This window comes from Sphaerisporangium sp. NPDC049003, from assembly GCF_043197795.1.
In the GTDB taxonomy this organism is placed as follows: Bacteria; Actinomycetota; Actinomycetes; order Streptosporangiales; family Streptosporangiaceae; genus Sphaerisporangium.
This window is the reverse complement of record NZ_JBICTU010000018.1, coordinates 102,751-129,085: the sequence shown is the minus strand read 5'-3', so window position 1 is coordinate 129,085 and position 26,335 is coordinate 102,751. Positions and strand designations below refer to the sequence as shown.

Here is a 26,335-nt window from a genome sequence, read left to right as displayed (position 1 = left end):
GATTGGCGCTGAGACCCTCTCGTGACGTAGCCTTGTGAATGGTTTCACAAGCGACCATGCCACGAAGGGGCACTCAGGTGGACCAGAAGGCCAAGCACATCCTCATCGTCGGCGGAGGGTACGTCGGTCTCTACACGGGGCTCTGGCTTCAGCGCTCCCTGCGCCGCCAGCTGAAGTCCGGAAGCGTGCGGATCACGGTCATCGACCCGCAGTCCTACATGACCTACCAGCCCTTCCTCCCCGAGGCCGCGGCGGGCAACCTGTCCCCGCGTCACGTCGTCACGCCGCTGCGCCGGGTGCTGTCCGACGTCCGGATCCTCAACGGCAAGGTCACCAAGGTCCATCACGCGAACAGGTCCGTGACGTTCCAGCCCGCGGCGGGCCCGAGCGAGGAGATCGGGTACGACGTCATCGTCATGGCTGCCGGCTCCATCTCGCGCACGCTGCCCATCCCGGGGCTCGCGGACGCCGCGATCGGGTTCAAGACGGTCGGTGAGGCCATCGCACTGCGCAACCGCGTTCTCGCCCTCTTCGACCGGGCGGACTCCACCGACGACGAGCTGGTGCGCCGGCGGGCGCTCAACTTCGTCGTGGTCGGCGCCGGTTTCGCGGGCGTCGAGGTCCTGGCCGAGCTTGAGGACATGGGCAGGGACGCGGTGAAGTACTACGACACCCTCAGCGAGAAGGACCTTCGCTGGGTGCTCGTGGAGGCCAGCGACCGCATCCTTCCCGAGGTCGGCCCCGAGATGGGCAAGTGGACCCTGGAGGAACTGCGCAAGCGGGGCATCGAGGTCAAGATGCAGACCCTTCTGAAGTCCTGCGAGGGGGGCGAAGTGGTCCTCTCGGACGGCGACACCTTCGAGTCGGCCACGATCGTGTGGACCGCCGGGGTCAAGGCCAGTCCCGTGGTCAACGCCGGTGACCTGCCTCTCGACGAGCGCGGCCGGATCAAGACGACCACGAAACTCACCGTCGCCGGCGTCCAGGGCGCCTTCTCGGCCGGTGACGTGGCGGGCGTGCCCGACGTGACCAATCCCGGCCAGTACTGCGCGCCCAACGCGCAGCATGCCGTGAGGCAGGCCAAGGTGCTCGCCGACAACATCGTCCGCCACCTGCAGGGACGTCCCCTGGTCGAGTACCGGCACAAGTACGCCGGGTCGGTCGCGGGGCTCGGTCTCCACAAGGGGGTGGCGAACGTCTACGGTGTCAAGCTTCACGGATTCCCTGCGTGGTTCATGCACCGCACCTACCATCTGTCCCGGGTGCCTACGTTGAACCGCAAGGTCCGCGTGGTGGCCGACTGGACGCTCGCCCTCTTCTTCAAGCGGGAGACCGTCTCACTCGGGGAGATCGAGTCCCCCCGCGACGAGTTCAAGGCGGCGGCCGCCACAGGCTGACGGGTTAGGTACGGCTCGCGCCGCAATGCTTGGGCGCGGGCCGTACTGTTCTCTTAAGGCCTAACAGGGGTGACGTGGTGAATTTGGGCTACTTGAGCGGTCTGTTGTTCATTGCCCGAGTCACGGGGGCGCGTGACGTATACCGTTATCTTGCGCACTACGGAAGGAAGAGCAGAGACGTGGGCTCTGACCCGTTACGCAAGTGTGGTCCGTTACGTATGATTACGGCGCCCCCGTAGCCCAATGGCAGAGGCAAACCCCTTAAAAGGGTTCCAGTGTGGGTTCGAGTCCCACCGGGGGCACCTCTGCCGACTATATGAAACGCCCGATGGCGGTAACACGCTCGCGGACCTATATCCTTGTGGGTTCGCCTCAGGTCGCGAAGGTTTATCGCTGCGGTCCCGATCGGGTCAAACACCGGGTCACCGCACCGCCTACGCGAATCGTTACCATTCCGTGCCGATTTCCCGCGACCGGCCGCTGCCGCCTTCGCCTAGGTGGTGATCAGCCGCACATCGTCCCGCGCGGAGCGCAGGCGCGGCCGTACGAGCCCCGGGAATCGAACCGCGCGGCTCGCGTCGGGCGGGCGCCGTCGCGCCGGAACACCCGCGGGACAAAGCGGGGGCGGGGCCACCACCGCCCTCATCCTCCCCTCGCATGGGAGCCATTCGGCGGACCCGCTCTAAACCAGTCGCACGGACGGTAATGGGAGCGGAGCAGTAACGGCCCCTGAGCTCGGGGAAAGGGTTTAGTTCTCGACACTCATGAAAAGTCCACCTAGTCATCGGGATATCGGTCAGGACGAAACCCACCACTCGGGGCTTGTGGCGGGGCGGCACCTCCGCCACCGGCCGCGCGCCACGTCGCGGGCGGCACCGCCACCCGCCACCCCGCAGTCCCGCCGTGGAGCCGTAGAGGTGCGTGAAACGCGATCTGGGGGGCCGGAACTCGGACGCGGGCCTGGTCGTTGTATCCGTTGCCGTTGGATCTCGGTGTGCCGGGATCTCGCGGTGAAAACACGTCAGGGGCCATCCTGACCGCCAGAACAGATGTAAAGCTATGTGCTACAGGCGGCACTCCCTGTGAGGCTCGACCGAACAGGCTGATCGCAGGTCGCAGTGGAGGCAGTGATGCAGAGCAGGAACCCGGTCCTGAGCAAACTGGGGCCGAACAATCGTCAGACCTGGGGCGGTCCCGCGGCGAGCCCCGAGTACTTGCAGAACATGTACAACGCCCCCTCGTACGCCCCACCCACCGCGACGCGTCCCATGACGATCGACGACGTCGTCGTACGCGGGTTCATCACGCTCGGCACCCTGGTGGTGACCGCGGCTTTGGCCTGGTACCTCAACCTCGGCATGGCCATCGCCGTGCCCGCGGTGATCGTCGGCCTGGTGCTCGGCCTGATCGTCTCGTTCCGGCAGAGCACGAACCCCGCGCTGATCCTCGGCTACTCCGTGGCCTACGGCCTCGCCATCGGCGTGATCAGCAAGATGTACAACGACGTGTACTCCGGCATCGTCTTCCAGGCCGTCCTCGGCACGATGGTGGCGTTCGCGGGCGTGCTCGCGGTGTACGCGCTCAAGATCTTCCGGCCGACGCCGAAGTTCACCAAGTTCGTCGTCGCCGCGGGCTTCGCCGCGGTCGGGCTGATGCTCCTCAACTGGATCGTCAGCATCTTCACCTCCGGCGGTCTCGGGCTGCGCACCGACAGCCCCATGGGCTGGATCTTCAGCGTCGCGATGATCCTGCTCGGCTGCTTCTTCCTGCTGCTCGACTTCGACGCGGTGGAGCAGGGCGTGCGCGCCGGCGTCCCCGAGAAGTACTCCTGGCTGATGGCGTTCGGCCTCACGGTGAGCCTCGTCTGGCTCTACCTGGAGATCCTCCGGTTCATCAGCTACTTCTTCAACAACGACTAGATCCTCGGCAGAGGAGCGACCACCGGGTTCCGGTCGGCCGATTTCCTTTGGCATGGCCGTGGAACCGTTGGGTAAGCCCACACACAGCGACTAATGATCTACCTCGTGTAAGAGAAGGCTGGCCATTCAGGGCTTGCCATCACGGGGCTGGTGATGCAGTGTCTAGCAAAAGAGGCTTCACTCATGGAGGTGCCCATGTCGTTGAACCACTCACCGGAGACGCAGAACAAGCTGATTGCCAGGGTTCCGGACATCACCGGACGCGCACTCCCAGAGTGGTTCCAAGCCATCGACAACGGCCCGGCTTTCCTACGGTGCGACGAACGGGCCAACTGGCTCGCCGACGAGCACGGGCTGACCCACGGCTACGCCGCGGCGATCGTGATCGAGCACGAGCGGCAGCGCCGTTCCCGCATGGGCTTCATGTAAGTCCCTGCCTGCCTAGCGCGCCCACGTCATCGCGATGACGTGGGCGCGATCCTGTTGCCACGACATGGACCATGGAGATATGGATCTCGACAAGGCTCGTGAGTTCATCAGGAACAACCACCGCGCGGTGATGCTGACCTGGAATCCCAGCGGCCGCCCCCAGACCTCGCCGGTGGGCGTCGGCATCGACGCCGACGGCCGTCCCCTCATCAGCACGGCCGAGACCGCGGTCAAGACCCGCAACCTTCGCGCCAACCCCAACCTCACGCTGTGCGTGACCACCGACGCCTTCATCGGCGAATGGATCCAGATTGACGGTACCGCCGAGGTCCTCTCCGTCCCCGAGGCGGTAGAGCCCCTGGTCGAGTACTACCGGAGCATCTCCGGCGAGCACCCCGACTGGGACGACTTCCGCGCGGCCATGGTCCGGGACCGGCACGTCCTCATCCGTGTCGACATCACCCGCGCCGGTCCCGACATCCGCGGCTAGCTCAGGCGCTCCAGCACCATGGCCATGCCCTGGCCGCCGCCGACGCACATCGTCTCCAGGCCGATGGCCTTGTCGTGGAAGCGCAGGCCGTTGATCAGCGTGGAGGTGATCCGGGCGCCCGTCATGCCGAACGGGTGCCCGACGGCGATGGCGCCACCGTTGACGTTGAGCCGGTCGATGTCGATGCCGAGCTCCTGGTACGACGGGATGACCTGGGCGGCGAACGCCTCGTTGATCTCGACGAGGTCGACGTCGCCGATCGACATGCCGGCCCGGGCCAGCGCCTGGCGGGACGCCTCAACCGGTCCGAGGCCCATGATCTCGGGGGACAGGCCGGTGACGCCGGTCGAGACGATGCGGGCCAGCGGCGTGATACCCAGCTCGGCCGCCTTCACGTCGCTCATCACGATCACCGCGGCGCCGCCGTCGTTCAGCGGGCAGCAGTTGCCCGCCGTGACCGTGCCGTCGGGCCGGAACACCGGCTTGAGCTGGGAGACGGCCTCGTAGGTGGTGCCGGGCCTCGGCCCGTCGTCCTTGCTCACCACGCTGCCGTCCGGCAGGGTCACCGGCGTGATGTCCTGCTCCCAGAAGCCGTTGGCCAGGGCCTTCTCCGCGAGGTTCTGCGAGCGGACGCCGAACTCGTCCTGCTCCCTGCGGCTGACGCCCTTGATGCCGGCGACGTTCTCGGCGGTCTGGCCCATGGCGATGTAGACGTCGGGCAACTGGCCGTCCTGGCGCGGGTCGTGCCACTCGGGGCCGCCGCCCTCGGCTCCGGCGTCGGTGCGCGCCTTGGCGTCCAGGAACAGGGGGTTGGTGGTGTCGGGCAGCGAGTCTGAGTTGCCCTTGACGAAGCGGGAGACGGTCTCGACCCCCGCGGAGATGAACACGTCGCCCTCGCCCGCCTTGATGGCGTGGAACGCCATGCGGGTCGTCTGCAGCGAAGAGGAACAGTAACGGGTGACCGTGGTGCCCGGGACGCGGTCGAGGCCGAGCAGTACGGAAACCACGCGGGCCAGGTTGAAGCCCTGCTCGCCGCCCGGCAGGCCGCAGCCCAGCATCAGGTCGTTGACGTCGTTGGGGTCGAGCTGGGGGACCTTGTCCAGCGCGGCCTTGATCATCTGAGCGGTCAGGTCGTCGGGACGGATGTCCTTGAGCGACCCCTTGAAGGCGCGGCCGATCGGCGAACGTGCGGTCGCGACGATTACTGCCTCGGGCATCTGGCTCTCCTGGGTTCGTGACAGGGCTCCCTTCAGCGGAGGTTACCGTGCGGTAGCGCGGATGCCACGCCCCGGGGCACCAAGAAACAGAACTATGTACGGCAAGCAGGAGAAGGGCCCCGTGGACGAATCACGAGGCCCTGAACGGGGTGACCCCCGACCTCAGCCGTACATGCCGGGAGCTGTGCCGGAGCCGTCCCTGACGGCGTGCATGGCCCCCTTCTCGTCACGCCAGAGGCGCCAGCCGTCCTGGCTGCCGGTGAACCACGCGGGCGGGACCCCCGGGGAGCCGGGCACGCGCTTGCCGGTCGCCAGGTCGAACTCGCACAGGGAGGCCACGGAGTAGAAGCCCTGGGGCTGTCCGGCCAGCGGAAGCGGCTTCGGGTCGGTGACGCAGAACGACCAGCCGCGCTGGTCCTTCACGGGGGCGGGCTGCCCGGAGGGCAGGTCGAACGCGGAGCCGGAACCGTTGGGCTTGAGGAAGTCGAGCCTGCCCATGTCCTTGGGGAACGCGAGCCACCAGCCGGCGCCCGGCACCTGGTCGGCGGCGATCTGACCGATCACGCGGCCCGATCCGGGATCGAGCCGTGCGAAGCCGCCGTACTGGCCCTGATCGTCGATGGGCCGCACCACGGGCGCGAAGCCGGGGCTCCCGCTCGGATAGACGCGTACGACCGAGGGGCGCAGCCAGTTGACCGTGCCGTCGGCGAGCTTGACCGAGAAGAGACCGAAGGCCGAGGTCTTGTTCTTCTTCGGGTTCGTGTAGGGGGCGACGTAGCCGACGAGGTTCTCCCCGGCCGTGCCGAAGGCCCAGCCGCCGGACAGGTCGATGCCGGGGTTGAGGGCCTGCTCCACGGGTAACTGCCACACCGGAGCCCCGGACTTCAGGTCGTGGGCCGACAGGACGGGGTGCCTGGCCATGCGGAGCATGACGACCCTGGACTGATCGGACCACTCGACCTCGCTGATGCCCGGAAGCGTCCATAGGAGCTTGCCGGTGAGAGGGTCGAGCACGACCATGCGGGCCGAGGCCAGCGCGGTGTTCTCGGACATGCACAGGTAGGGGCCGCACCGCTGCGGGCCGAAGGTCGACTGGACGGGCCTGGACCACTTCCTCTGCCCGGTGCGCGCGTCACGGACGATCAGCGTCGCGTTCCACCTGCCCCGCTTGGCGGGGTCGATGGCCGCGACGACCCCCTGTCCGGGGCCGGTCTCGACCGCGGCGGGTGGCTGCACCCCCATGCCGGGCAGGCGCCCGGCGATCGTCGCGGGGTGGGCCCACAGGCGTCTCCCGCCGGTGAGGTCGAGAGCGGCGGTCTCCAGCGTGCCGTCCGGCTTCAAGGAGGTCACGGCGGCCACGCCTGCGGCCACGGTGGCGCGGCTGACGGCGTTCACCTGGCCGTTGAGCCAGGTCGGATGGGTCTCCTCGATGGCCACCTTGCTGCTGGAGCAACCAGCCAGGGCGAGGACCCCGGCGAGGGCCCCGGCAAGGGACAGAGCCGGTTTCGCTAATGGCCGGATCACGGGCATTCCACTCCAATGCGGGCAGAGTGACGGCTGCGTCGCGGAGGGTGACCGGATTCAGGCGCTGCGAGGCATCGTCCCTGGCCGGCGGCGAAGTATCGTGGCCCACCTTCCTTGGGGGCCGGTCGCTCGGCCGGCGACGCGGGTCGCGGTGACCTCGGTGCCGGACTCCTCCGCGGCGATGGCCGCCGCGAGGTAAATCGATTGCGATCCCTCGCCACGCTCGGGTTCAGGCTCGGGCCACAACCCCAACGCGGCGCATACAGAAGGTAGCACTACGTAAGCGGACCGTTGGTAACCTCGCGCAGATGGGTGGTATCGATCAGGTCCAAACATCTCGCCCGGGTATGAGGCGAATTCCGGGCCGAGGACGTCCGCGAACGCCACCGTGCGACCGCCCTCCTCGATCACGCCGACCGTCTGCGCCGCGGCGAGCTGGCGGCTCCACCGCCGTGTGACCCACCGGAGCGGCTGGCCGATCGGCCTGATCGTGCCGAGGTCGGGGCAGGTGCCCACGACCACCTCCGCGCCCACCTCGCGCAGCCGCCGCACCGCGTTCCGCAGGTGCCGTACGGCCTCGGCCGGCTTGGTCTGGGTGGTGACGTCGTTGGCGCCCACGAAGATCACGGCGATGTCGGGGCGCGTCTTGAGCGCCCGGTCGACCTGGAGGGCGAGGTCGGCCGACCCCGCGCCCGACCTGCCGAAGACGCCCAGCCGCACGGGGCGCTCGGCGATCGAGGCCAGGCCGTTGGCCAGCAGCACCGCGGGGGTCGTGGACGGGTCGGTCATGCCGAGCCCCACGGAGGTCGAGTCGCCGAGCATGGCCAGCTTGATGGGCTCGGCGGGCCCCTCGCCGTGACCCGGCCACTCCCCGTAGATGCCGTCGGAAGGGGGTCCTTCCATCCCGTGCGGGCGGCCGACGATCCTTCTCGCGAGCATCGCCTCGGCCATCAGCAGGCCGTAGACGGCCGCTCCGAGCGCGGTGACGCCCCCGCTGCCCAAGGCGGCCGCGGTCGCGATACGGCGGGCCACTCGTGCCCTTCCCGGCGTCCACATCACTACTGTCGTCCCTTCCTGATCCCTGTACCTTCGTCGTGGTTCCTATCGGGGTTCCAGTGGTCATATGTGTTGGTTTGTAGCTGGTTTCGTGGTCTGATCACGGTCCTGACCACTATGATCGCGGCCGTTCTGATTCGTGGTGGCGCGACTCGCGGACGCCTGTCCCTTGGTGTGGTAGTCGTGGCGGTACGGTGAGGAGTTGAAACCCGCCGGACGCGAGATCACCCATCGGTTGTCCGGCATCGGCAAGCTGACAAAGCTTCGGCAAATGAGGTGTTATTCCCGGTGCGCGTACACGACTCGCTCATCGAGCTCATGGGCGACACCCCGCTCGTACGGCTCCGCAAGGTCACGGCCGGCATATCCGCACAGGTCCTGGCGAAGGTCGAGTACTTCAACCCGGGCGGCTCGGTGAAGGACCGCATCGCGCTGCGCATGGTGGAGGCGGCCGAGCGCTCCGGAGCGCTGCGCCCCGGCGGCACGATCGTGGAGCCCACGTCCGGCAACACGGGCATCGGGCTGGCGATCGTGGCCCAGGACAGGGGTTACCGCTGCCTGTTCGTCGTGCCCGACAAGGTGGCCCAGGACAAGATCGCCGTGCTGCGCGCGTACGGCGCCGAGGTGGTCGTCTGCCCGACGGCGGTCTCGCCCGACCACCCCGAGTCCTACTACTCGGTGTCCGACCGGCTGGCGCGCGAGATCCCGAACGCCTGGAAGCCCGACCAGTACTCCAACCCGGAGAACCCCGCCAGCCACTACCACTCGACGGGCCCGGAGATCTGGGACCAGACCGACGGGCGGATCACCCACTTCGTCGCCGGGGTGGGCACCGGCGGCACGATCAGCGGCACCGGCCGCTACCTCAAGGACGTCTCCGGCGGCCGGGTCCAGATCATCGGCGCCGACCCCGAGGGCTCGGTCTACTCCGGCGGCTCCGGGCGGCCGTACCTGGTCGAGGGCGTCGGCGAGGACATCTGGCCCGCCACCTACGACACCACGGTCGCCGACCGCATCATCGCGGTCTCCGACAAGGACTCCTTCGGCATGACCCGCCGCCTGGCCCGCGAGGAGGCCCTGCTCGTCGGGGGTTCCTGCGGCATGGCGGTCGTGGCGGCGCTGAAGGTGGCGGCCGAGGCGGGGCCCGACGCCGTCGTGGTCGTCCTGCTGCCGGACGGCGGGCGCGGCTACCTGTCCAAGATCTTCAACGACGACTGGATGGCCGACTACGGCTTCCTGACCTCCGCCAGCGAGGAAGGGCTGGTCGGCGACGTGCTCGGCCGCAAGAACCCCGGGCTTCCCGAGTTCGTGCACACCCACCCGCACGAGTCGGTGAGCACGGCCATCGCCATCATGCGCGAGTACAGCGTGTCGCAGCTCCCCGTCATGAAGGAGGAGCCCCCGGTCATGGCGGCCGAGGTGGTCGGCTCGATCGTCGAGCGCGACCTGCTGGAAGCCCTCTACCGGGGCAAGGTGCGCGGAGAGGACCCGATCGAGGAGCACATGTCGGCACCGCTCCCCATGATCGGCTCGGGCGAGCCCGTCTCGGTGGCCATCGAGGCGCTGGAGAAGGCCGACGCCACCGTGGTCCTCGACGACGGCAAGCCGATCGGCCTGATCACCAGGCAGGACCTGCTCGCCTTCCTCGCGAGCGCAGCGAGCGTTTAAGACGACACAGCCTCGCGAGCGCAGCGAGCGTCTAAGACGACACAGCCTCGCGAGCGCGGCGAGCGTCTAGGGCGCACACCCTCTTGTGAAGATCTGAGGCCGGGTGCGGGGCCGGAACGAAGGCACGGCACCCGGGTTCAGAGGCGGGCCGGCTCGTGGTCGGCGGGGAACCAAGCGCGGACCTCCCAGCCCCCCTCGGGGGTGGGTCCCGCGACGAGGTCGCCGCCGAGGGCCTTGACCCGCTCGGCCATGCCGACCAGGCCGAACCCGCCGCCCAGCCTGGCGACGCGCGGGTCGGACGGCGATCTGTGGTTGCGCACCCGCAGCAGCACCCCTCGTTCCACCGGCCTCAGGTCGGCCTCCACCCAGCCGGTGCCGGGCGCGTGCCGCCGTACGTTCGTGAGGGACTCCTGCAGGACGCGGTGCAGGGTGGTGAGCACCTCGGGAGCCAGCGCGGACTCGGTGAGGCCCTGACCTATGCCTAAGGCGACCGGGGGGCCGCTCGCCGAGAACCTCTCGACGAGCACACGCAGGTCGGTGAGCGTGGTGCCCGCGTTGCGGGACGCGTCGTCGCCGGCGCGGAGCACCCCGACCAGGCGGCGCATGGAGGTCAGCGCGTCCGCCCCCGCGGTGGCGATCGCGTCGAGCGAGGGTACGACGGCCTCGGGCTTCCGCGCGGCCACCGTCTTCGCCGCCTGCGCCTGCACCACGATGCCGGTGATGTGGTGAGCGACCAGGTCGTGCAATTCCCTGGCGAGCTCCAGCCGTTCGGCCCTTCGTACGGCGTTCACCGTCTCCTGGCGGTGTTCTCGCTGGTAGCGAAGGTAGCTGCCGATGCCCATGGCCACAGCCCAGGCGACGAAGAACAGGAAGCCGAAGGCGATGGCCGACGACTTCTCGGTACGCAGGCCCGCGGCCAGTTCGAGGGTGACCATCGACAGCAGCGAGAGCAGCACGGCGAACCGGAGAGGCGTGACCCAGCGCAGGGCCCCGACCGTGACGAGAAGCAGCGCTCCGGCCTCGGCGAAGCCGGGGGGGCCCGACCAGTGGAAGACGCCGGCGAACAGCGACACCACGGCGGACATCGCCATGAGCAGGACCATGCCCTGGACGCGGAACCGGTGGCGCAGCAGGTACGCCCCGATGCCGAGGAGCCCGCACAGCGGCGCCGCGAACCGCGACTGGCCCATCGGGACATCGACCGCCGTTTCGACGAGGAGGAGCAGCCCAAGCCAGCCGACCAGAGCGATCTCGCTGAGTCGCTGAATCCAGTACACGAGCCGATGGGTGTCCCTCACGGACGTCGAGGGTAATCCGGTCGCCGTAGTAAAGAATCGGCCATTCGGCCGAGCCGCCCCCGAGCCGCCCCCGAGCCACCGCCGGGCGGCCGCTCAGGCCAGGTGAGCGTCCGTACGGCGCACGGAGGGGGCCGGGGCGGCGTCGGGCCACCATGCGCGAGCGCCGAGCATCGCGGTGAGCCCCGGGACCACCACCAGTGAGAGCGCCGCGCCCCCCGCGACCAGGCACACGCCGGACAGCACGTCGTAGACGGTCGCGGTGAGCGTTCCGGCGGCCAGCAGGGCGGCGAGGGCGGGCGGAGCCGCGTACTTGGTCGCCAGCGCCGAGCAGGTGCGAGGGTCACGGCCGGTACGGGCCGTCTCGCGCACGCGGGCGAGCACGAGCAGCGCGGTGGTGACGCTGACGACCAGCACGAACATGAACACGGCGATCTGGTCGCCCGACGGGGCGGCGGCCGTGCCCGACGCCCACGCGACCAGCAGCGCTCCCGCCGTGAGGTAGACGGGGGAGATCAGACTCCGGAGCACCAGCGCGAGGACGAGCGCGACCAGCACCCCGGCGACGGCCATGACAGGCACGGGGAGGGGGGAGGGCACCAGCACCGGCCCGATCGCCCCCATCGCGACGATGAGCCCCGCCGCCAGGGCCGTCCAGGTGCCGGGGTGGGCGGCGACGGCCAGCCCGAACCTCGCCGCCGGCCGTCCGGTGCGGCGCCGTCGTGAGGGCCACGCCAGCCGGGACCCCAGCACGGCCAGCACGGCGGGGAGCAACGTGAGCACGACGAGCAACTGCACCGAGGCCGTGAGGGCGAGCGCCGGGCCGAAGCCGGGCGGGTAGGCGCCGAGGGGCAACGCGCCGCAGGAGGCGATCCATGCCGCGCCCGCCGTGGCGATCACCCTCCCCGCCTGGTCCAACGAGGTGCGTACCGCGTGTACGGGCCCGTCGCCCGAGGCCAGGCGCTCCCTGAACCGGTGGATCAGCATGGTCGCGCACGCCGTCGTCGTGCCGTAGGCGAACAGGCCCGGCGGGGCGGGCAGGCCGAGGGCCGCGATCGCCACGGCGGACAGGCTGTGGACGGCGAGGGCCGCCAGCACGGCCGTCAGCGTCGCGGCGGGGGAGCGGAGGAAGGCCAGGAGCGCGAGGAGCGCCACGCCGGCCCCGAAGGCTCCGGAGGCGTCGGGCGGCAGCGGGCCGTACTCGCCGTAGCCGCCGTAGCCGCCATAGCCGCCGGGGACGCCGGAGACCCCGGGGAGCGTGCCGGGCCGGGCCACCAGGGCCGCGGCGAGCACGGCCGTCCAGAAGGCGAGCACCCACCACGCGTGGCGGGTCGTGAGCCTGCCGATGACGTCGAGCATTCGCCGTGGTCCCGTCGTGAGCACGTCGCGGGCGCCCGGTGGCCTCCGTGGGGGCCGTGCCTGAGGTCCAGCCGGGAAGGGGGTCCCCAGCCGACGGTAAGCGTGGGCGCGAGGCGCTGCCATCGGACGTCGGGCTGATCCCCGCCTCGTCCTTCCGCCGTAGTACGGCGGCGCGGTTTCCTCCTCCGGGAGGGCGATAGCGTGGAGCCATGATTGAAGGTTTCGAGACTTTGGCCATCCACGCAGGCCAGGAGCCCGACCCGCACACCGGTGCGGTCGTGCCTCCCATTTACGCCGTGTCCACGTACAAGCAGGACGGTGTCGGCGGGCTGCGGGCCGGATATGAGTACAGCCGCTCGGCCAACCCCACCAGGAACTCGCTGGAGGAGTTGCTGGCGGCGATCGAGGGCGGGACGCGCGGGCTGGCCTTCGCGTCGGGCCTCGCCGCCGAGGACACCCTGCTGCGCACGGTGTGCAGGCCGGGCGACCACGTGATCATCCCGGACGACGCCTACGGCGGCACGTACCGGCTGTTCGCCAAGGTCCTCTCGCGGTGGGGGCTGCACTACGACCCGGTGCCGCTCGGCGACGTGGACGCGGTGCGCGCGGCCGTACGTCCCGACACCAGGGCGATCTGGGTGGAGACCCCGACCAACCCGCTGCTGGGCATCGCCGACATCGAGGCCCTGGCCTCCATCGCCCACCAGGCGGACGCGCTCCTGCTGGTGGACAACACCTTCGCCTCGCCGTACCTCCAGCAGCCGCTGGCGCTGGGCGCCGACGTGGTGGTCCACTCCACCACCAAGTACATCGGGGGGCACTCCGACGTGGTCGGCGGGGCGCTGATCACCCGCGACCGCGGCCTCGGTGACGAGCTGGCCTACCACCAGAACGCCATGGGAGCCGTCGCGGGCCCGTTCGACGCGTGGCTGACGGTGCGCGGCATCAAGACGCTCGCCCTGCGCATGGAGCGCCACTGCGACAACGCCGAGCAGGTCGTCGACATGCTGCTCTCGCACCCGCGGGTCATCGAGGTGTTCTACCCGGGGCTCTCCAGGCACCCCGGCCACGAGGTGGCCGCCAAGCAGATGAGGCGGTTCGGCGGCATCGTGTCGTTCCGCGTCGCGGGCGGTGAGGCCGAGGCGCTCGAAATCTGCGACCGCACGAAGCTGTTCACCCTCGGCGAGTCGCTCGGGGGCGTCGAGTCGCTGATCGAGCACCCGGGCCGCATGACCCACGCCTCGGTCGCCGGAACGGCCCTGGAGGTGCCCTCCGACCTGATCCGCCTGTCGGTGGGCATCGAGACCGCCAGCGACCTGCTCGGCGACCTCAGGCAGGCTCTGGGCTCCTAGGGGAGGGCCGGCGCACTCAGGTGGGGTTGAACCACACCATCAGCACGAGGATCACGAGCCAGATGAGGGCCATGATCGACGAGAGGGTGGCGATGCGGCCGGTCTGCACCTTGGCGTCGTCTTCGGGCGTCTCGTTGGAGAGCACGCGAACGGCGGTGCTCTGGTCACGATCGATGATGACCAGCAGCACCGCCGCGACGATGAACAGCGTCATCGACACCGACAGGTACGGCTTGCCGATGTGGGAGCCGGCCAGGGCGAGGCCGAACAGGAAGACGCCGAGGGTGAGGATGCCGAAGATGCGCGTGCTGCGGTGCAGGTAACGCAGCACGCTCGCGTCTCTGGCCCGGATGTATCGCGGGGTGAACATGGTGGCGGCGGTCAGCGGCCCGATCGCGAAGATCGCGAAGCCGATGTGCAGCCACAGCAGGAGCTTGTCGAGAAACGACATGCCGCTGAGGCTATCGTCTCCGTGATCAGCGGGGAACGGCCGCCGGACAACCGTACGAAATCATGAGCGGTGGCTCATGGTTTCGGGATGTCCGTCGCCTCCTGCGCCGTCTCCTCGGGGGTCTCGGTGACGGGCGGCTTCGGCGACCGGTGCCGGTTGTTCACGGTGACCTCGAACATCGTCACCGTGAAGATCATGAGAAGGAGGAGCGCGACCGCCGCGAACATGGCACCCTCCTTTCGTGGCGGGCGGGCCTCGGGGACCGCGGGTCAATCACCCTTTATGAATATCCTCCGAGATCGCATATGAATCGGCAACCGATTAACGCCCGGTTCGACAAAGCGTATTGAATGTCCTTTACTGAAAAGCGCGCCGGAAGATGGACATACCCCCGCAAAACGCTATTCAGACCCGGTTGTCTCAGCGGGTGCGGCGGGACCGGAGGAAGTCGCTGACGACGTACTCGCCGAGCCGGTCGGCGCTCGGGGAGAAGACCCGGCCGCCGTTGCGCCTGGCCACCTCGTCCACGAACTCCTTGAGCCGCTCGTCGGTGGCCAGCATGAACACGTTGATCGTCGCCCGGCGGCGGGTCATCTTGTCGACCTCCGCCAGCGTGAGCTCCAGCGTCTCGCGCGAGGGCGGCCACTCAAACCAGGAACGGCCGTTTCGCATGAGGTGGGCGGTCGGCTCGCCGTCGGTGACGACGAGCACCACGGGCTCGAAGTCGGGGTGCCGGTCGAGGTGGCGGCCGGCGATCAGCAGCGCGTGGTGCAGGTTGGTGCCCTGGACCATGTCCCATTCGAGCCCGGCCAGCTCCTCGGCCTGCAGCACACGGGCGTAATTGGAGAAGCCGATGATCTGGACGGCGTCCCCCGGGAACTTGGAGGCGACCAGCGCCTGCAGGGCGAGCGCCGTCTGCTTGGCGGGCGCCCAGGTGCCGCGCAGAGCCATGGAGTACGACAGGTCGACCAGCAGGCACACCGCCGCCGCCGTCCTGCGTTCGGTCTCGGCCACCTCGAAGTCGTCCACCGACAGCGAGACCCGGCCGTCGCCGTTCGCCTGGCCGCCCCTCCGCACGCCGTTGACCAGGGTGCGCACCACGTCGAGGGGCTGCTCGTCGCCGAAGCGCCACGGGCGCGAGGAGCCGGTGAGCTCGCCGGCGGCTCCCGCGTCACGCTGGTCGTGGTCGCCGCGGCGACCGGCGTCCAGCGAGTCGAAGACCCTGCGAAGGGCGGTCTCCCCGAGCCGGCGCACGGCCTTCGGCGTGAGCTCCAGTTTGCCGCGCTGCCGCCGGAGGTATCCCTGCTCCTCCAGCTCGCGCTCGATCCGCTTGAGCGCCTCCAGGTCGTCGACGGCCGACCGGCCGAGGGCGCGGCGGATCGCCGCCTCGTCGATGTCGTCGAGCCGGGCTCCGGGGTAGTCCTGGCGGAGCGCCTCCTCCAGGCGGCCGAGGTCGGCGAGCTCCTCCAGGGCGCTGACGGCGTCCCCCATGCCGAGGGGCCGGTCGCCGTTCATCCGCTCGGGGGTGTCCCAGGCGAGGTCGGGACGGCGGGCGTACAGGGCCTCACCCAGGCGGGACATCTGCTCGCCCAGGCCCGCCTGCTCCAGCGTCTGGTCGATCAGGCCCTGAAGCTCCTGGCGCTGTTCGGGGGTCATGGAGGCGAGCATCCGCTGGGCCGCGGCGGACCTGCGGGCCAGGATGTCGACCAGCTCTTCGAGATTGCGGGGATTCTCCGGAAAGAATTCCCCATGCTTCTGCATGAACTGGTGGAAATCTTCTGGGGTGTGCTCGCCGCGGGCATCGCGGTCCAGCATGTCGTTCAAGTCCGACATCATCTGCCGGACCCGTTCCATCGTCTCGGGATCGGGATTGGCCAGGGCCTCCCGCATGCCGCGGAACCGGCTGTCGAGGACCTCCCTGCGCAGCAGGGCGCGCAGTTCCTCGAACGTCTGGCGGGCGGCCGGCGAACGCCACTCGTACGTGCTCAGCTGCTGGACCGCGCTGGCGGTGTCGCTCGGCACCCCGTCGAGCTCCGACTCGCGCAGCCGCGCCTCGTCGGAGGGGTCGGGGAACAGCTCGGCCCGCTCCTGGCCGATCGCCTTGTCCAGAAGGGCGCGGGCGCGTTCGAGCGTGCCGTCGAGGCTGCCGCGTTCCCGCAGTTCGCGGCGGCGCTTGCGGACCTCGCGCAGCAGCTCATCGAGGCCGCGCCGGTCCTGGGCGCCGGGCAGACCCCGCCTGAGCAGGTCCTTGAGGGAGTCCATCGGGCTGGAACCCGACAGGATCGCGTCGCCCATCTCGTCGAGCGCGGCGCGCACGTCGTACGGCGGCGCCAGCGGATCGGGCCCGTCCTGGTACTCGCCGTATCGGTAGCCACTCATCTTTTGTGAGCCTAATCGTCGTGTGTCCGATGTGCGAGGAACGCCAAGCCCGCCGGGTGGGACCGAAGGCGGCTCACCGGCAGGGGGCCGCCTTCGGTCCCGGTTTCGGCGGGGCCGGGCTCAGGTGCGGTAGACGGCGCCTCCGTCGACCTCGTCCTTGGACAGGCGCCGCATGAGATAGAGCCCTTCGAGGGCGAACTCCAGCGCGGCGGCGGCGTGCCCGGGGGACTCGTCGCCCTCGCCCATGCCCACGGCGGACATGATCTTGGAGAGGCCGTTGACGGGACCGATCTGCTGGAGCAGCTCGGTGGCCGGCGTCAGCTCACCGGACTCGATCTGGACGCCCTCGCTGAACTTGTCCAGCAGCGCCGACAGGTCCAGGCCGCCCAGGGTGCCGCGGAAGGTCTCCGCGGTGGCCCGGCGCAGCAGGTGGGCGAGCACCTCGACCTCGCGGCCCTCCTCGCTCACCTCGAACTCCACCTTGCCGCGCAGCGTCGGGACGATGCCGGGCAGGTCGCACACCCGGGTCACCGGGCGCTCCTCGCCGGTCAGGGCCGCCCGCCGTACCGCCGAGGCGGCGGCCGTCTCGGCGGCGGCGATGGCGAAGCGGGCCGAGACGCCCGAGCGCGAGTCCACGGCCGTCGACTCGCGGACCAGGCGGGTGAACCTGGCGATGGTCTCCACGAGGTGCTCGGGCAGCTCGGCGCTCAGCCCCTCGGGCTCGCCCGCCCCGCCGTCCTGGGCGCCGGCAGCCTCCTGGCCCCGCCAGTTGAGCGCGGCCTCCTGGCGGATCAGGTCGAGCTCGTCCTCCAGGGTCAGCGGGTAGTGAGTGCGGATCTCGGCCCCGAACCGGTCCTTCAGCGGGGTGATGATCCGTCCCCGGTTGGTGTAGTCCTCGGGGTTCGCGCTGGCGATCAGCAGGAGGTCCAGGGGCAGCCGCAGGTTGTAGCCGCGTACCTGGATGTCGCGCTCCTCCAGCACGTTGAGCAGCGACACCTGGATGCGCTCGGCCAGGTCGGGCAGCTCGTTGACCGAGAAGACGCCCCGGTTGGTGCGGGGCACCAGGCCGTAGTGGACGGTCTCCGGGTCGCCGAGCGTGCGGCCTTCCGCGATCTTGATCGGGTCGACGTCGCCGATCAGGTCGCCGACCGAGGTGTCCGGCGTGGCGAGCTTCTCGCCGTACCGGTCGTCGCGGTGCTTCCAGGCGATCTCCAGCTCCTCGCCCCGCTCGGCCGCGAGCTTCACGCAGCGGACGCACGCGGGGGCGTACGGATGATCGTTGATCTCGCAGCCGTCGACCACCGGGGTCCACTCGTCGAGCAGGCGGGTGATCGTACGGATGAGCCGGGTCTTGCCCTGGCCGCGCTCGCCAAGCAGCACCAGGTCGTGGCCCGCCAGCAGGGCCCGCTCAAGGTGGGGGAGCACGGTGTCGTCGAATCCGACGATGCCCGGGAATCTCGGCGTGCCTGAGCGTAATCTGTCGAGCAGGTTTTCGCGGATCTCCGCTTTGACCGTGCGATAGGTGTGTCCACTTTCGCGCAGGTCGCGGAGAGTGCGAGCTAGCGGCGTTTCACTTCGCGGTGTGGGCGATTCATGCACGGGACGAGACTACGTCGCGCGGGGAGGATGCGGCAGCTTATACACATTTCGGATCTTGACCATTGCGTGACGCTATGCGCGCGTCGTTACTCCCGTAGTGGGGAGAATCCGGCCAAGAGGGGCAAATGGCCGACACTACGACTCGCGACGGAACAGAGGAGGCGAGGCGTGTGGCAGTGCTGACGAGCCGGTTCGCGGACGGTCTCGCCGTGGGCTCCGACCTGGTGGTGGCCGCGGAGACCGCGGTGCGCCAGGCCCTCTCCGGCCTGTCGGGGCCGCCCGACCTGGTGTGCTTCTTCATCTGTGGTGAGGACCCCGAGGACGTGGCCCGCGCCGGGCTTCGCGCGATGCGCATGGCGCCCGGGGCCCAGGTCATCGGGTGCAGCGCCACCGGTGTGATCGGCGACAGCCAGGGCGTCGAGCTGACCTCGGCGGTCAGCGCCTGGGCCGCGAGCCTCGGCGGCGGGCGGGTCACGACCTTCGCGCTGGAGACCCTCCGCATGGAGGACCGCTTCGTGATCATCGGCCTGCCCGACCGGGGCGCCGACGACCAGGTGGCGATACTGCTGGCCGATCCGTACAGCTTCCCCACCGACGCCTTCGTGGAGCACTCGGCCGACGTCCTCGGGAACCTTCCGCTGGTGGGCGGGCTGGCCAACGGGATGCGGGGCCAGGGCTCGGTCCGCCTGTTCGCGGGCGGTGAGATGTACACAGAAGGGGCGATCGGCGTGATGCTGAGCGGCCCCGTCAACGTCAGCACCGTCGTCAGCCAGGGTTGCCGTCCCATCGGCCCCACCATGGTCGTCACCCGCTCCGAGGAGAACCTCCTGCTGGAGCTGGCCGGGCAGCCCGCGCTCGCCCGCCTGGAGGACATCGTCAGCGGCCTCGACGAGGAGGACCGGGAACTGGTCGCCTCGGGCCTGCAGATCGGCGTCGCGATGGACGAGTACGCCGAGAGCCACGAGCGGGGCGACTTCCTGATTCGCGGCATCCTCGGCATCGACCCCGAGCGCGAGGCCGTGGCGGTCGGCGACGTGCTCGACATCGGGCAGAGCGTCCGCTTCCAGGTCCGCGACGCCGCCACGGCCGACGAAGATCTGTACGAACTGCTGGACGCCCACGTCGAGCAGCGCGGGCACATCGACGGCGCGCTGCTGTTCTCCTGCAACGGCAGGGGCTCGGCCATGTTCGGCAGCCCCGACCACGACGCGCTCGCGCTCCACGACACCCTGGGCCCGATCGGCATGGCGGGGTTCTTCGCCGCCGGCGAGGTCGGCCCCGTGGCGGGCCACAACCACGTGCACGGCTTCTCGGCCTCGATCCTCGTCTTCTCCAGCGGCGCCACCCACGACGGCTCCGACGGAGGCCAGAAGGCCGCCCGCGGAGTCTGAGCCGCCCCTACGGCATGTGATCCTTGGAGGCATGGGAGGCGTGGCGGGGTCGGTGGCGCGTGACCCGGGCGTCGTGGTGGCGGCGATGTCGGCGGCACCAAGCTGGCCGCCGCGCTGGTCGACCCCACCGGGGAGATCGTCGTAGCCGGCCGGATGGCCACCCCGCCCGGGGGAGACGCGCCCACGCTGTGGAAGGCCCTGGCCGGGCTGGTCGACTCCGTGCTGGAACGCCGGCCCGGGCATGAGGTGATCGGCGTGGGGGCCGGGTGCGGCGGCCCGATGGCCTGGCCCGAGGGCGTCGTCTCTCCGCTCAACATGCCGGGCTGGCGCGATTTCCCCTTGCGCGAGCGGCTGGGCGAGCGGTTCTCCGGCGTGCCCGTGCGGGTCCACAACGACGCGATCTGCCTGGCCGTGGCCGAGCACTGGCGTGGGGCCGGCCGGGGCAGCGACGACATGCTCGGCATGGTCGTCTCGACGGGCGTCGGCGGCGGCCTGATCCTCGGCGGCCGGTTGATCGACGGCGGCACGGGCAACGCCGGGCACATCGGCCACGTCGTCGTGGACCCGGACGGCCCCACGTGCGGCTGCGGGGGACGAGGCTGCCTGGAGGCCGTCGCCCGGGGTCCCGGCCTCGCCGCTTGGGCCCTGGAACAGGGCTGGACCCCCGGCGGGGCCACCGGCCGGGCCTCGGCCACAGACACGGAGGGCCCTCGGACGGGCGCCCGCCTGGCCGGGACGTACGTCGAGGCGGCCGAGGCGAGCGGACGGCGGCTGTCGGCGGACGCCGCCGCCGGGGACGAGATCGCCCGGAGCGCGATGACCCGCGCGGGACGGGCGCTCGGCATCGCCATCGCCTCGGCCACCCACCTGTGCGACCTCGACATCGTGACCATCGGCGGCGGCCTCTCGCAGGCGGGCCCGCTGCTGTTCGACCCGCTCGAAGAGGCCCTGCGGGCGCACGCCCGTATGGGCTTCGCCGGGCGCGTCCGCGTCGTCCCCGCCCAGCTGGGCCAGGACGCCGGCCTGATCGGCGCCGCCGCCCTCATCCTCGCCCCCGACCACTACTGGACCGCTCACTGAAAGCTCACTTAAGGCACGGCAAGTCCCGATGTAACGGTTTGTTTCTCTTCGTCCAAGCAGGGTGTAAGCACTCGGACGACGAAGGGAGCGAAGCAGGTGCGCCTCAGACAACCGGGGTTGGCGGGGATCGCCGATGACCCCGGCGCTTTCGAAGCCTTCTACCGGCGCCACTTCGACGAAATGACGCGTTTCCTGGCCCGCCGGGTCGACGATCCCCACACGGTCGCGGACCTCGTCGCGGAGGTCTTCCTCGCCGTCCTCGACTCCGCGCACACCTACCGGCCGGGACGGGGGAGCGAGATCGCGTGGCTGTACGGCGTGGCGCGGAACACCCTGCTGGCCGAGCGGCGGCGGGCCGCGCGCGAGCTGCGAGCGGGCGGCCGTATCGCCGGTCGCCGACTGCTGGAGGCCGATGACGTGGCCCGTCTGGAAGATCGGATCGACGCGGAGAGCCCGGCCCGCCGTGCTCTCCAGGCCATGACCGGCCTGCCGGAAAGCGAGCGGGCGCTGCTGGAGCTGGTCGTGGTCGACCAGCTCACCGTCTCGGAGGCCGCCGCCGCCCTCGGCATCCGGCAGGGCACCGCCCGCGTCAGGCTCCATCGTGCCAGGCGCTCACTCCAGCAGGTTCCCGGTGTCGTACCGCCCCTGGTGATGGAAGGAATCAGATGAACGACACATTCGAGGACAGGTTGCTCGCGGAGCTCAGGACGGAGATGGCCGGCAGGGCACCGCAGGGGCGTGCCCCCGCTCCGCGCCGGAACACAGGCCGCAGGCTCCTGGCGACGGCCGCGGTGACCGCGATCGCCGCGGCCGCGGCGATCGCCGTGCCACTGGTGACCGGGACCGGTACCGCCGCCTACGCGGTGACCAAGAACCCCGACGGCTCGGTCACCCTCACGATCCGCGAGTTCCGGGACCCGGAGGGCGTCGAAGACGAACTGGCCGCAGCGGGTGTGCGGGCAGATGTCACGTACATGCCGTTGGGCAAGCGGTGTGAGAGGCCCGGGTTCCGTCCCCTGGACGCAGACCAGGCGAACATGCCGACCAAGGAGGAGCTTCTGAGCAAGGATCCCGCCGTACGGGCGAAGATCCGGGAGAAACTCGCCAGTTCGCCTTCCGGGAAGGCCATACGGATGCGGAACGGCATCACGATCTATCCCCGGTACGTCGAGCCCGGCCAGACCGTGGTGCTCCAGATCGCGGAGAACCCGAAGGAGCCGACGGTCCGCGACCCCGGCGTCGCCTGGCAGTTCAGCGGCATGCTGACGGATGGGCCCGTCAACCCGTGCAGGCTCGTGGACGACCCGGGGGCGTTCGACGTCGGGGACGCCGTGCCGCCGGGCAGCTGACCGACGGGCCGGTCGGTAGGGGAGTCCCCAGCCGCCGGACTGATGGTGGGCCGGTGAGCGTGTGGGCAGGCGATGAGTGGGAGACTTCGGGCATGGCCCACCCTGAGGTGACCTATGACGATGTGGTCGCCGCCCGTGACTTGCTCGACAACGTGGTCATCCGCACGCCGTTGTTGCATTCGCGGGTCCTGTCGGAGCTGATCGGCGGCCCGGTCTACCTCAAGTGCGAGAACCTCCAGCGGGCCGGCTCGTTCAAGGTCAGGGGCGCGTACGTGCGCATCGCCAGGCTGACCGACGAGGAGCGCTCCCGGGGCGTGGTCGCGGCGAGCGCGGGCAACCACGCCCAGGGGGTGGCTCTGGCCTCGGGGCTGCTGGGCTGCAAGTCCACGGTGTTCATGCCGCAGGGGGCGCCGCTGCCCAAGGTCGAGGCCACCCGCGCGTACGGCGCCGACGTGATCTTCGCGGGGACGACCGTCGACCACGCGCTGGCGGCGGCCAAGGAGCACGCCGAGGAGACCGGGGCCGTCTTCATCCACCCCTTCGACCACCCCGACGTCGTGGCCGGTCAGGGCACCGTCGGGCTGGAGATCCTCGACCAGCTCCCCGACGTCGGCACGATCACGCTCGCGGTCGGCGGCGGCGGGCTCGCGGCGGGGGTCGCCCTCGCCGTGAAGTCCATGCGGCCGGGCGTCCGCATCGTGGGCGTGCAGGCCGAGCGGGCCGCCGCCTACCCCGCGTCGCTCGCCGCGGGGCACCCGGTCGTGGTGGAGCCCGTGTCGACCATGGCCGACGGCATCGCGGTCGGCCGCCCAGGCGACATCACCTTCGAGATGATCCACTACCTGGTCGACAGCGTGGTCACGGTCTCCGAGGAGACGCTGTCGCGGGCACTGCTGCTCTGCCTGGAGCGCACCAAGATGGTCGTGGAGCCCGCGGGCGTGGCCGGGGTCGCCGCGCTGCTCGACTGGCCGCACGCCTTCGAGCCGCCCGTGGTCGTGGTGCTCTCGGGGGGCAACATCGATCCGCTGCTGCTGTCGAAGGTGCTGCGGCACGGCCTGTCGGTGGCGGGTCGTTACCTGGCCTTCCGCATCCGGCTCCCCGACCGGCCGGGTGCGCTCGCGACGCTTCTCAGCCGCCTGGCCGACCTCGGGGCGAACGTGCTCGACGTGGGCCACGAGCGCATGGACCCCCGGCTCCACCTCGACGAGGCGGAGGTGCTGATGCACCTGGAGACCAAGGGGCCCGTGCACTGCGACGAGGTCCTCACGGGCCTGCGCCGGTACGGCTACAAGCTCATCTTCAGCTGAGCGCGGGGCGCTGCGGCCTGTAGAGCCAGGCGTCGAACAGGTCGCCGAGCTGCTTGCCCGAGAGCTTCTCGGCGAGCCGTACGAACTCGTCGGTGGTGGCGCCGCCGTACTTGTGCTGGTCGGTCCACGTGCGCAGGAGGGTGAAGAACGTCTCGTCCCCGATGCGCTTGCGCAGGACGTGCAGCGTCATGGCGCCCCGGAGGTAGACCGAGGTGTTGAACAGGTCCTGCCGCTGGGCCACGCCGGGCGGGTACTTCCACAGGGAGGCGCCCTTGGCCGAGTAGTGGTCCTGGAAGGTCTTCTCGGCGGTGAGGCCGCCGTTGTGCTCGGTCCAGAGCCACTCGGCGTACGTCGCGAAGCCCTCGTTGAGCCACAGGTCCTTCCAGCGGGTGATGCTCACACTGTCGCCGAACCACTGGTGGGCGAGCTCGTGGGCGATGATGCTCTCGTCCGGCTCGAACCCTCCGTACATCGGCTTGGTCTGGTTCTCCAGGGCGTACCCGGTGGAGAAGTCGTCGATCACGCCGCCCGTGGAGTTGAAGGGGTACGGCCCGAACACCTTCGACCAGTAGTCGGTCACCTTGGCGGAGGTGGAGTACAGGAAGTCGAGGTCGTGCCGGAACGCCGGGTCGGTCGCCGCGTACATCGGGATGCCACCGGGCGAGGTGCCGGTCTTGACGTCGAACTTGCCAAGCGTGATCGTCGCGAGGTAGGTCGCCATCGGGTGGCCTTCGCGCCAGGCGAAGGTCGAGGTGCCGCCGGAGGTGACCGGGTCGCCGCGCAACTCGCCGTTGGCGATGACCGTGGTCCCTGCGGGGACGGTGATGTCGAAGTCGTACGTCGCCTTGTCGGACGGATGGTCGTTGCACGGGAACCAGGTCTTGGCGCCGTTGGGCTCGCTGGTGACGAACGCGCCGTCCTTGGTGGGGATGAAGCCGTAGGTGCCGAGGTTGGAGGAGTTGCGGACGGGGTCGGGCCTGCCGGCGTAGTCGACGGCGACGTCGAACTCTGCGCCCTTGGTGATCACGGCGGCGGGGGTGATGGTGAGCTCGTCGCCTTCCCTCGCGAACTTCGCGTCCTTGCCGTCGACGCTCACCCTGCGCACGGTGAGCCCGTGCAGGTCGAGGTCGAACCGTGAAAGGTTCTGGACGGCCTTCGCCCTGATGCTCGCCGTGCCCGAAAGGTGCTTGGTCGGCGGGTCGTAGGTCAGCTTCAGCGTGTAGTGGCCGACGTCGTACCCCCCGTTGCCGTCCATGGGGAAGTCGGGATCGCCGATACCCGCCGCACCGGGCGTGCCGACCTCGGACTCGGCGGACTGCGCGCTGCCGGCGTCGGGCGCGGGGCTCTGCGTCGTCGCCCCGCTCGACGCGGTGCAGGCGTTCAGTCCGAGCACGGTGGCGGACAGCATGGCGGTGGTCAGCCGCTTGGGCCCCTTCAGCTGCATGTCATGCAGCCTACGGGAGAAAGCCCAGGTCATCAGGCATCTACGACAATGGTCCCGGCGGCTTTGTCGTGCAAAGCCTGCTTCTTTCCGTCAAACAGGATCCACGCGATGTCCACCAGTCCGAGGCAGCACACCACGCCGAGGATCCCGTACACGGCCTCGCGGACCGCAGCCTGCCCCGGCGTGACCGGCTCCTGGGCAGGGTCGCGTACGACCCGCAGCCCGAACAGCTTCTTGCCCACGGTCTGGCCGCGCCAGAACGCCGTCAGCAGCCAGTAGTACAGGAACCAGACGATCGCGACGACGGCGCCGTGGTTCGCATGTACCACCTCGAAGGTCCCGTCGGGCATCCGCTCGGCCACCGTGGTGGAGAAGGGCGAGGTGATCAGTCCCACGATCAGGCCGTCGAGGATGCCGGCGAACAGGCGCCTCCACCGCCCCCCGAGCGGCGCGGATCCTGGTGATCGCATGCCTATGTGATCACCAGGATGTCCTCACAGCAAACGGGGTCGCGGGCAAACGATCAGAGGTTGCCGCGCCGGTCCTGCTCCCGCTCGATCGCCTCGAACAGGGCCTTGAAGTTGCCCTTGCCGAAGCCGAGCGAGCCGTGGCGCTCGATGAACTCGAAGAACACCGTCGGACGGTCCTGCACGGGCTTGGTGAAGATCTGCAGCAGGTAGCCGTCCTCGTCGCGGTCGACGAGGATGCGCTGCCTCTTCAGCTCCTCGATGGGCGCGCGCACCTCGCCGATCCTCGCGCGGAGCGCCGGGTCGTCGTAGTAGGAGTCGGGCGTGTCCAGGAACTCGACGCCGGCCGCGCGCATCTGTTCGACGGTCCGGATGATGTCGTTCGTGGCGAGCGCGATGTGCTGGACGCCGGGGCCGCCGTAGAACTCCAGATACTCGTCGATCTGCGACTTCTTGCGGCTGATCGCCGGCTCGTTGAGCGGGAACTTCACCTTGCGCGTGCCGTTCGCGACGACCTTCGACATCAGCGCGGAGTACTCGGTGGCGATGTCGTCGCCGATGAACTCCGCCATGTTGGTGAAGCCCATCACCCGCTTGTAGAACTCCACCCACTCGTCCATCTTGCCGAGCTCGACGTTGCCCACGCAGTGGTCCACGGCCTGGAAGTACCTCTTGGCCGGGGGCTCGACCAGCGGCCGGGCCGGCACGTAGCCGGGCAGATAGGTGCCGCTGTAGTTCGACCGGTCGACGAGCGTGTGCCGCGTCTCGCCGTACGTGGCGATCGCCGCGATGACGACCTTGCCCTGCTCGTCCTCCATCGTGTATGGCTCCGTCAGCCCCCGGGCGCCCGCCGCGACGGCGTGCGCGTAGGCGCCCTCCACGTCCGGCACGTCGAGGGCGAGGTCGATCACGCCGTCGCCGTGCTCCGCGACGTGGCGGGCGATCTCGGTGCCCGGCCGTACCGAGCCGCGCAGCTCGAAGCGCGCGCTTCCCGAGGTCAGCACGTAGGCCACCTCGTCCCGGCTTCCCGTCTCGGGCCCCTTGTACGCGACCAGGCGCATCCCGAAGGCCGAGGAGTAGTAGTGCGCCGCCTGCTTGGCGTTGCCTACCGCGAAGACCACCGAATCCATGCCGTGTACGGGAAATACATCACTCATGAGGT

At 69.9% G+C, this 26,335-nt stretch carries 22 protein-coding genes, 1 tRNA gene and 1 pseudogene; 12 read left to right on the top strand and 12 right to left on the bottom strand.

The window, feature by feature from the left end; genetic code table 11:
* Window positions 1–56 precede the first annotated feature (56 nt).
* The 5 genes from ACGFIV_RS21010 to ACGFIV_RS20990 all read left to right on the top strand — a co-directional run bounded on the left by ACGFIV_RS21010 (window position 57) and on the right by ACGFIV_RS20990 (window position 4,235).
* The gene (locus ACGFIV_RS21010) at window positions 57–1,397 is read left to right on the top strand and encodes an NAD(P)/FAD-dependent oxidoreductase (protein WP_392837009.1); all 1,341 of its coding nucleotides are present in this window, start codon (window positions 57–59) and stop codon (window positions 1,395–1,397) included.
* A gap of 229 nt (window positions 1,398–1,626) precedes the next feature.
* Window positions 1,627–1,699: transfer RNA gene (locus tag ACGFIV_RS21005), tRNA-Leu, on the top strand.
* 828 nt (window positions 1,700–2,527) lie between these two features.
* Window positions 2,528–3,316, top strand: a complete 789-nt coding sequence (locus tag ACGFIV_RS21000; protein ID WP_358551375.1) for a Bax inhibitor-1/YccA family protein — start codon at window positions 2,528–2,530, stop codon at window positions 3,314–3,316.
* Between the two features lie 195 nt (window positions 3,317–3,511).
* The gene (locus ACGFIV_RS20995; RefSeq protein ID WP_358551373.1) at window positions 3,512–3,745 is read left to right on the top strand and encodes a DUF4287 domain-containing protein; all 234 of its coding nucleotides are present in this window, start codon (window positions 3,512–3,514) and stop codon (window positions 3,743–3,745) included.
* A gap of 79 nt (window positions 3,746–3,824) precedes the next feature.
* Window positions 3,825–4,235 carry a PPOX class F420-dependent oxidoreductase gene (locus ACGFIV_RS20990; RefSeq protein WP_358551371.1) on the top strand — a complete coding sequence of 137 codons (411 nt, stop codon included), beginning with the start codon at window positions 3,825–3,827 and terminating at the stop codon, window positions 4,233–4,235.
* On the opposite strand, the gene ACGFIV_RS20985 is transcribed toward ACGFIV_RS20990, so the two are convergent.
* The 3 genes from ACGFIV_RS20985 to ACGFIV_RS20975 all read right to left on the bottom strand — a co-directional run bounded on the left by ACGFIV_RS20985 (window position 4,232) and on the right by ACGFIV_RS20975 (window position 8,008).
* On the bottom strand, window positions 4,232–5,452 hold the full coding sequence (locus ACGFIV_RS20985) for an acetyl-CoA C-acetyltransferase (protein ID WP_358551369.1): 1,221 nt from the start codon (window positions 5,450–5,452) through the stop codon (window positions 4,232–4,234). The genes ACGFIV_RS20990 and ACGFIV_RS20985 overlap by 4 nt on opposite strands.
* A 162-nt stretch (window positions 5,453–5,614) precedes the next feature.
* The gene (locus tag ACGFIV_RS20980) at window positions 5,615–6,982 is read right to left on the bottom strand and encodes a hypothetical protein (RefSeq protein ID WP_392837004.1); all 1,368 of its coding nucleotides are present in this window, start codon (window positions 6,980–6,982) and stop codon (window positions 5,615–5,617) included.
* 51 nt (window positions 6,983–7,033) lie between these two features.
* The gene (locus ACGFIV_RS20975) at window positions 7,034–8,008 is read right to left on the bottom strand and encodes an SGNH/GDSL hydrolase family protein (RefSeq protein WP_358551365.1); all 975 of its coding nucleotides are present in this window, start codon (window positions 8,006–8,008) and stop codon (window positions 7,034–7,036) included.
* Between the two features lie 312 nt (window positions 8,009–8,320).
* Here ACGFIV_RS20975 and ACGFIV_RS20970 point away from each other — a divergent pair, with 312 nt between their 5' ends.
* Entirely contained in the window at window positions 8,321–9,700 is a 1,380-nt protein-coding gene (locus ACGFIV_RS20970; RefSeq protein ID WP_358551363.1) for a cystathionine beta-synthase, read from the top strand.
* Window positions 9,701–9,837: 137 nt separating this feature from the next.
* Here ACGFIV_RS20970 and ACGFIV_RS20965 read toward each other — a convergent pair whose 3' ends face one another.
* Window positions 9,838–10,998, bottom strand: coding sequence for a histidine kinase (locus ACGFIV_RS20965; RefSeq protein WP_358551361.1), 1,161 nt, complete (start codon window positions 10,996–10,998; stop codon window positions 9,838–9,840).
* A gap of 93 nt (window positions 10,999–11,091) precedes the next feature.
* Window positions 11,092–12,354, bottom strand: coding sequence for an MMPL family transporter (locus ACGFIV_RS20960; RefSeq protein ID WP_358551359.1), 1,263 nt, complete (start codon window positions 12,352–12,354; stop codon window positions 11,092–11,094).
* Between the two features lie 209 nt (window positions 12,355–12,563).
* Here ACGFIV_RS20960 and ACGFIV_RS20955 point away from each other — a divergent pair, with 209 nt between their 5' ends.
* Window positions 12,564–13,706, top strand: a complete 1,143-nt coding sequence (locus ACGFIV_RS20955) for a cystathionine gamma-synthase (protein WP_358551357.1) — start codon at window positions 12,564–12,566, stop codon at window positions 13,704–13,706.
* 16 nt (window positions 13,707–13,722) lie between these two features.
* Here ACGFIV_RS20955 and ACGFIV_RS20950 read toward each other — a convergent pair whose 3' ends face one another.
* The 4 genes from ACGFIV_RS20950 to ACGFIV_RS20935 all read right to left on the bottom strand — a co-directional run bounded on the left by ACGFIV_RS20950 (window position 13,723) and on the right by ACGFIV_RS20935 (window position 18,135).
* Window positions 13,723–14,157: a hypothetical protein gene (locus ACGFIV_RS20950; protein ID WP_358551355.1), complete on the bottom strand. Its 435-nt coding sequence runs from the start codon at window positions 14,155–14,157 to the stop codon at window positions 13,723–13,725.
* Window positions 14,158–14,231: 74 nt separating this feature from the next.
* Complete coding sequence (locus ACGFIV_RS20945) at window positions 14,232–14,384, bottom strand: hypothetical protein (RefSeq protein WP_358551353.1); 153 nt, start codon at window positions 14,382–14,384, stop codon at window positions 14,232–14,234.
* Between the two features lie 193 nt (window positions 14,385–14,577).
* Window positions 14,578–16,536 (bottom strand): VWA domain-containing protein, encoded by a 1,959-nt coding sequence (locus ACGFIV_RS20940; protein WP_392836996.1) that lies wholly within the window; start codon window positions 16,534–16,536, stop codon window positions 14,578–14,580.
* Window positions 16,537–16,656: 120 nt separating this feature from the next.
* Window positions 16,657–18,135: a sigma 54-interacting transcriptional regulator gene (locus ACGFIV_RS20935; protein WP_392836993.1), complete on the bottom strand. Its 1,479-nt coding sequence runs from the start codon at window positions 18,133–18,135 to the stop codon at window positions 16,657–16,659.
* 170 nt (window positions 18,136–18,305) lie between these two features.
* On the opposite strand from ACGFIV_RS20935, the gene ACGFIV_RS20930 reads away from it, so the two are divergent.
* The 5 genes and pseudogenes from ACGFIV_RS20930 to ilvA all read left to right on the top strand — a co-directional run bounded on the left by ACGFIV_RS20930 (window position 18,306) and on the right by ilvA (window position 23,262).
* Window positions 18,306–19,526 carry an FIST N-terminal domain-containing protein gene (locus ACGFIV_RS20930; RefSeq protein ID WP_358551347.1) on the top strand — a complete coding sequence of 407 codons (1,221 nt, stop codon included), beginning with the start codon at window positions 18,306–18,308 and terminating at the stop codon, window positions 19,524–19,526.
* Window positions 19,527–19,616: 90 nt separating this feature from the next.
* Window positions 19,617–20,606: pseudogene (locus ACGFIV_RS20925) on the top strand (ROK family protein); the annotation flags it as partial.
* A 96-nt stretch (window positions 20,607–20,702) separates the two neighbouring features.
* Window positions 20,703–21,275 carry an RNA polymerase sigma factor gene (locus ACGFIV_RS20920; RefSeq protein WP_358551343.1) on the top strand — a complete coding sequence of 191 codons (573 nt, stop codon included), beginning with the start codon at window positions 20,703–20,705 and terminating at the stop codon, window positions 21,273–21,275.
* Entirely contained in the window at window positions 21,272–21,955 is a 684-nt protein-coding gene (locus ACGFIV_RS20915) for a hypothetical protein (RefSeq protein ID WP_358551341.1), read from the top strand. Before ACGFIV_RS20920 ends, ACGFIV_RS20915 begins: the two co-directional genes overlap by 4 nt.
* A 53-nt stretch (window positions 21,956–22,008) precedes the next feature.
* Window positions 22,009–23,262: a threonine ammonia-lyase gene (ilvA, locus tag ACGFIV_RS20910; RefSeq protein ID WP_392836990.1), complete on the top strand. Its 1,254-nt coding sequence runs from the start codon at window positions 22,009–22,011 to the stop codon at window positions 23,260–23,262.
* Here the strand turns inward: ilvA and ACGFIV_RS20905 are convergent.
* The 3 genes from ACGFIV_RS20905 to hppD are packed head-to-tail and all read right to left on the bottom strand — an operon-like array spanning window position 23,255 to window position 26,330.
* Window positions 23,255–24,706 carry a M1 family metallopeptidase gene (locus ACGFIV_RS20905; RefSeq protein ID WP_358546050.1) on the bottom strand — a complete coding sequence of 484 codons (1,452 nt, stop codon included), beginning with the start codon at window positions 24,704–24,706 and terminating at the stop codon, window positions 23,255–23,257. The two genes, ilvA and ACGFIV_RS20905, sit on opposite strands and share 8 nt — an antisense overlap.
* 32 nt (window positions 24,707–24,738) lie before the next feature.
* Window positions 24,739–25,176: an RDD family protein gene (locus ACGFIV_RS20900; protein WP_358546053.1), complete on the bottom strand. Its 438-nt coding sequence runs from the start codon at window positions 25,174–25,176 to the stop codon at window positions 24,739–24,741.
* A 53-nt stretch (window positions 25,177–25,229) separates the two neighbouring features.
* On the bottom strand, window positions 25,230–26,330 hold the full coding sequence (hppD, locus tag ACGFIV_RS20895; protein WP_358546055.1) for a 4-hydroxyphenylpyruvate dioxygenase: 1,101 nt from the start codon (window positions 26,328–26,330) through the stop codon (window positions 25,230–25,232).
* Window positions 26,331–26,335 lie beyond the last annotated feature (5 nt).

Bases quoted from the DNA above. Each gene is read 5' to 3' on its own strand.
- ACGFIV_RS21010 (WP_392837009.1), top strand. From the start codon at position 57: ATGCCACGAAGGGGCACTCAGGTGGACCAGAAGGCCAAGCACATCCTC.
- ACGFIV_RS21000 (WP_358551375.1), top strand. From the start codon at position 2,528: ATGCAGAGCAGGAACCCGGTCCTGAGCAAACTGGGGCCGAACAATCGT.
- ACGFIV_RS20995 (WP_358551373.1), top strand. From the start codon at position 3,512: ATGTCGTTGAACCACTCACCGGAGACGCAGAACAAGCTGATTGCCAGG.
- ACGFIV_RS20990 (WP_358551371.1), top strand. From the start codon at position 3,825: ATGGATCTCGACAAGGCTCGTGAGTTCATCAGGAACAACCACCGCGCG.
- ACGFIV_RS20985 (WP_358551369.1), bottom strand. From the start codon at position 5,452: ATGCCCGAGGCAGTAATCGTCGCGACCGCACGTTCGCCGATCGGCCGC.
- ACGFIV_RS20980 (WP_392837004.1), bottom strand. From the start codon at position 6,982: ATGCCCGTGATCCGGCCATTAGCGAAACCGGCTCTGTCCCTTGCCGGG.
- ACGFIV_RS20960 (WP_358551359.1), bottom strand. From the start codon at position 12,354: ATGCTCGACGTCATCGGCAGGCTCACGACCCGCCACGCGTGGTGGGTG.
- ACGFIV_RS20955 (WP_358551357.1), top strand. From the start codon at position 12,564: ATGATTGAAGGTTTCGAGACTTTGGCCATCCACGCAGGCCAGGAGCCC.
- ACGFIV_RS20950 (WP_358551355.1), bottom strand. From the start codon at position 14,157: ATGTCGTTTCTCGACAAGCTCCTGCTGTGGCTGCACATCGGCTTCGCG.
- ACGFIV_RS20945 (WP_358551353.1), bottom strand. From the start codon at position 14,384: ATGTTCGCGGCGGTCGCGCTCCTCCTTCTCATGATCTTCACGGTGACG.
- ACGFIV_RS20940 (WP_392836996.1), bottom strand. From the start codon at position 16,536: ATGAGTGGCTACCGATACGGCGAGTACCAGGACGGGCCCGATCCGCTG.
- ACGFIV_RS20915 (WP_358551341.1), top strand. From the start codon at position 21,272: ATGAACGACACATTCGAGGACAGGTTGCTCGCGGAGCTCAGGACGGAG.
- ACGFIV_RS20905 (WP_358546050.1), bottom strand. From the start codon at position 24,706: ATGCAGCTGAAGGGGCCCAAGCGGCTGACCACCGCCATGCTGTCCGCC.
- ACGFIV_RS20900 (WP_358546053.1), bottom strand. From the start codon at position 25,176: ATGCGATCACCAGGATCCGCGCCGCTCGGGGGGCGGTGGAGGCGCCTG.
- hppD (WP_358546055.1), bottom strand. From the start codon at position 26,330: ATGAGTGATGTATTTCCCGTACACGGCATGGATTCGGTGGTCTTCGCG.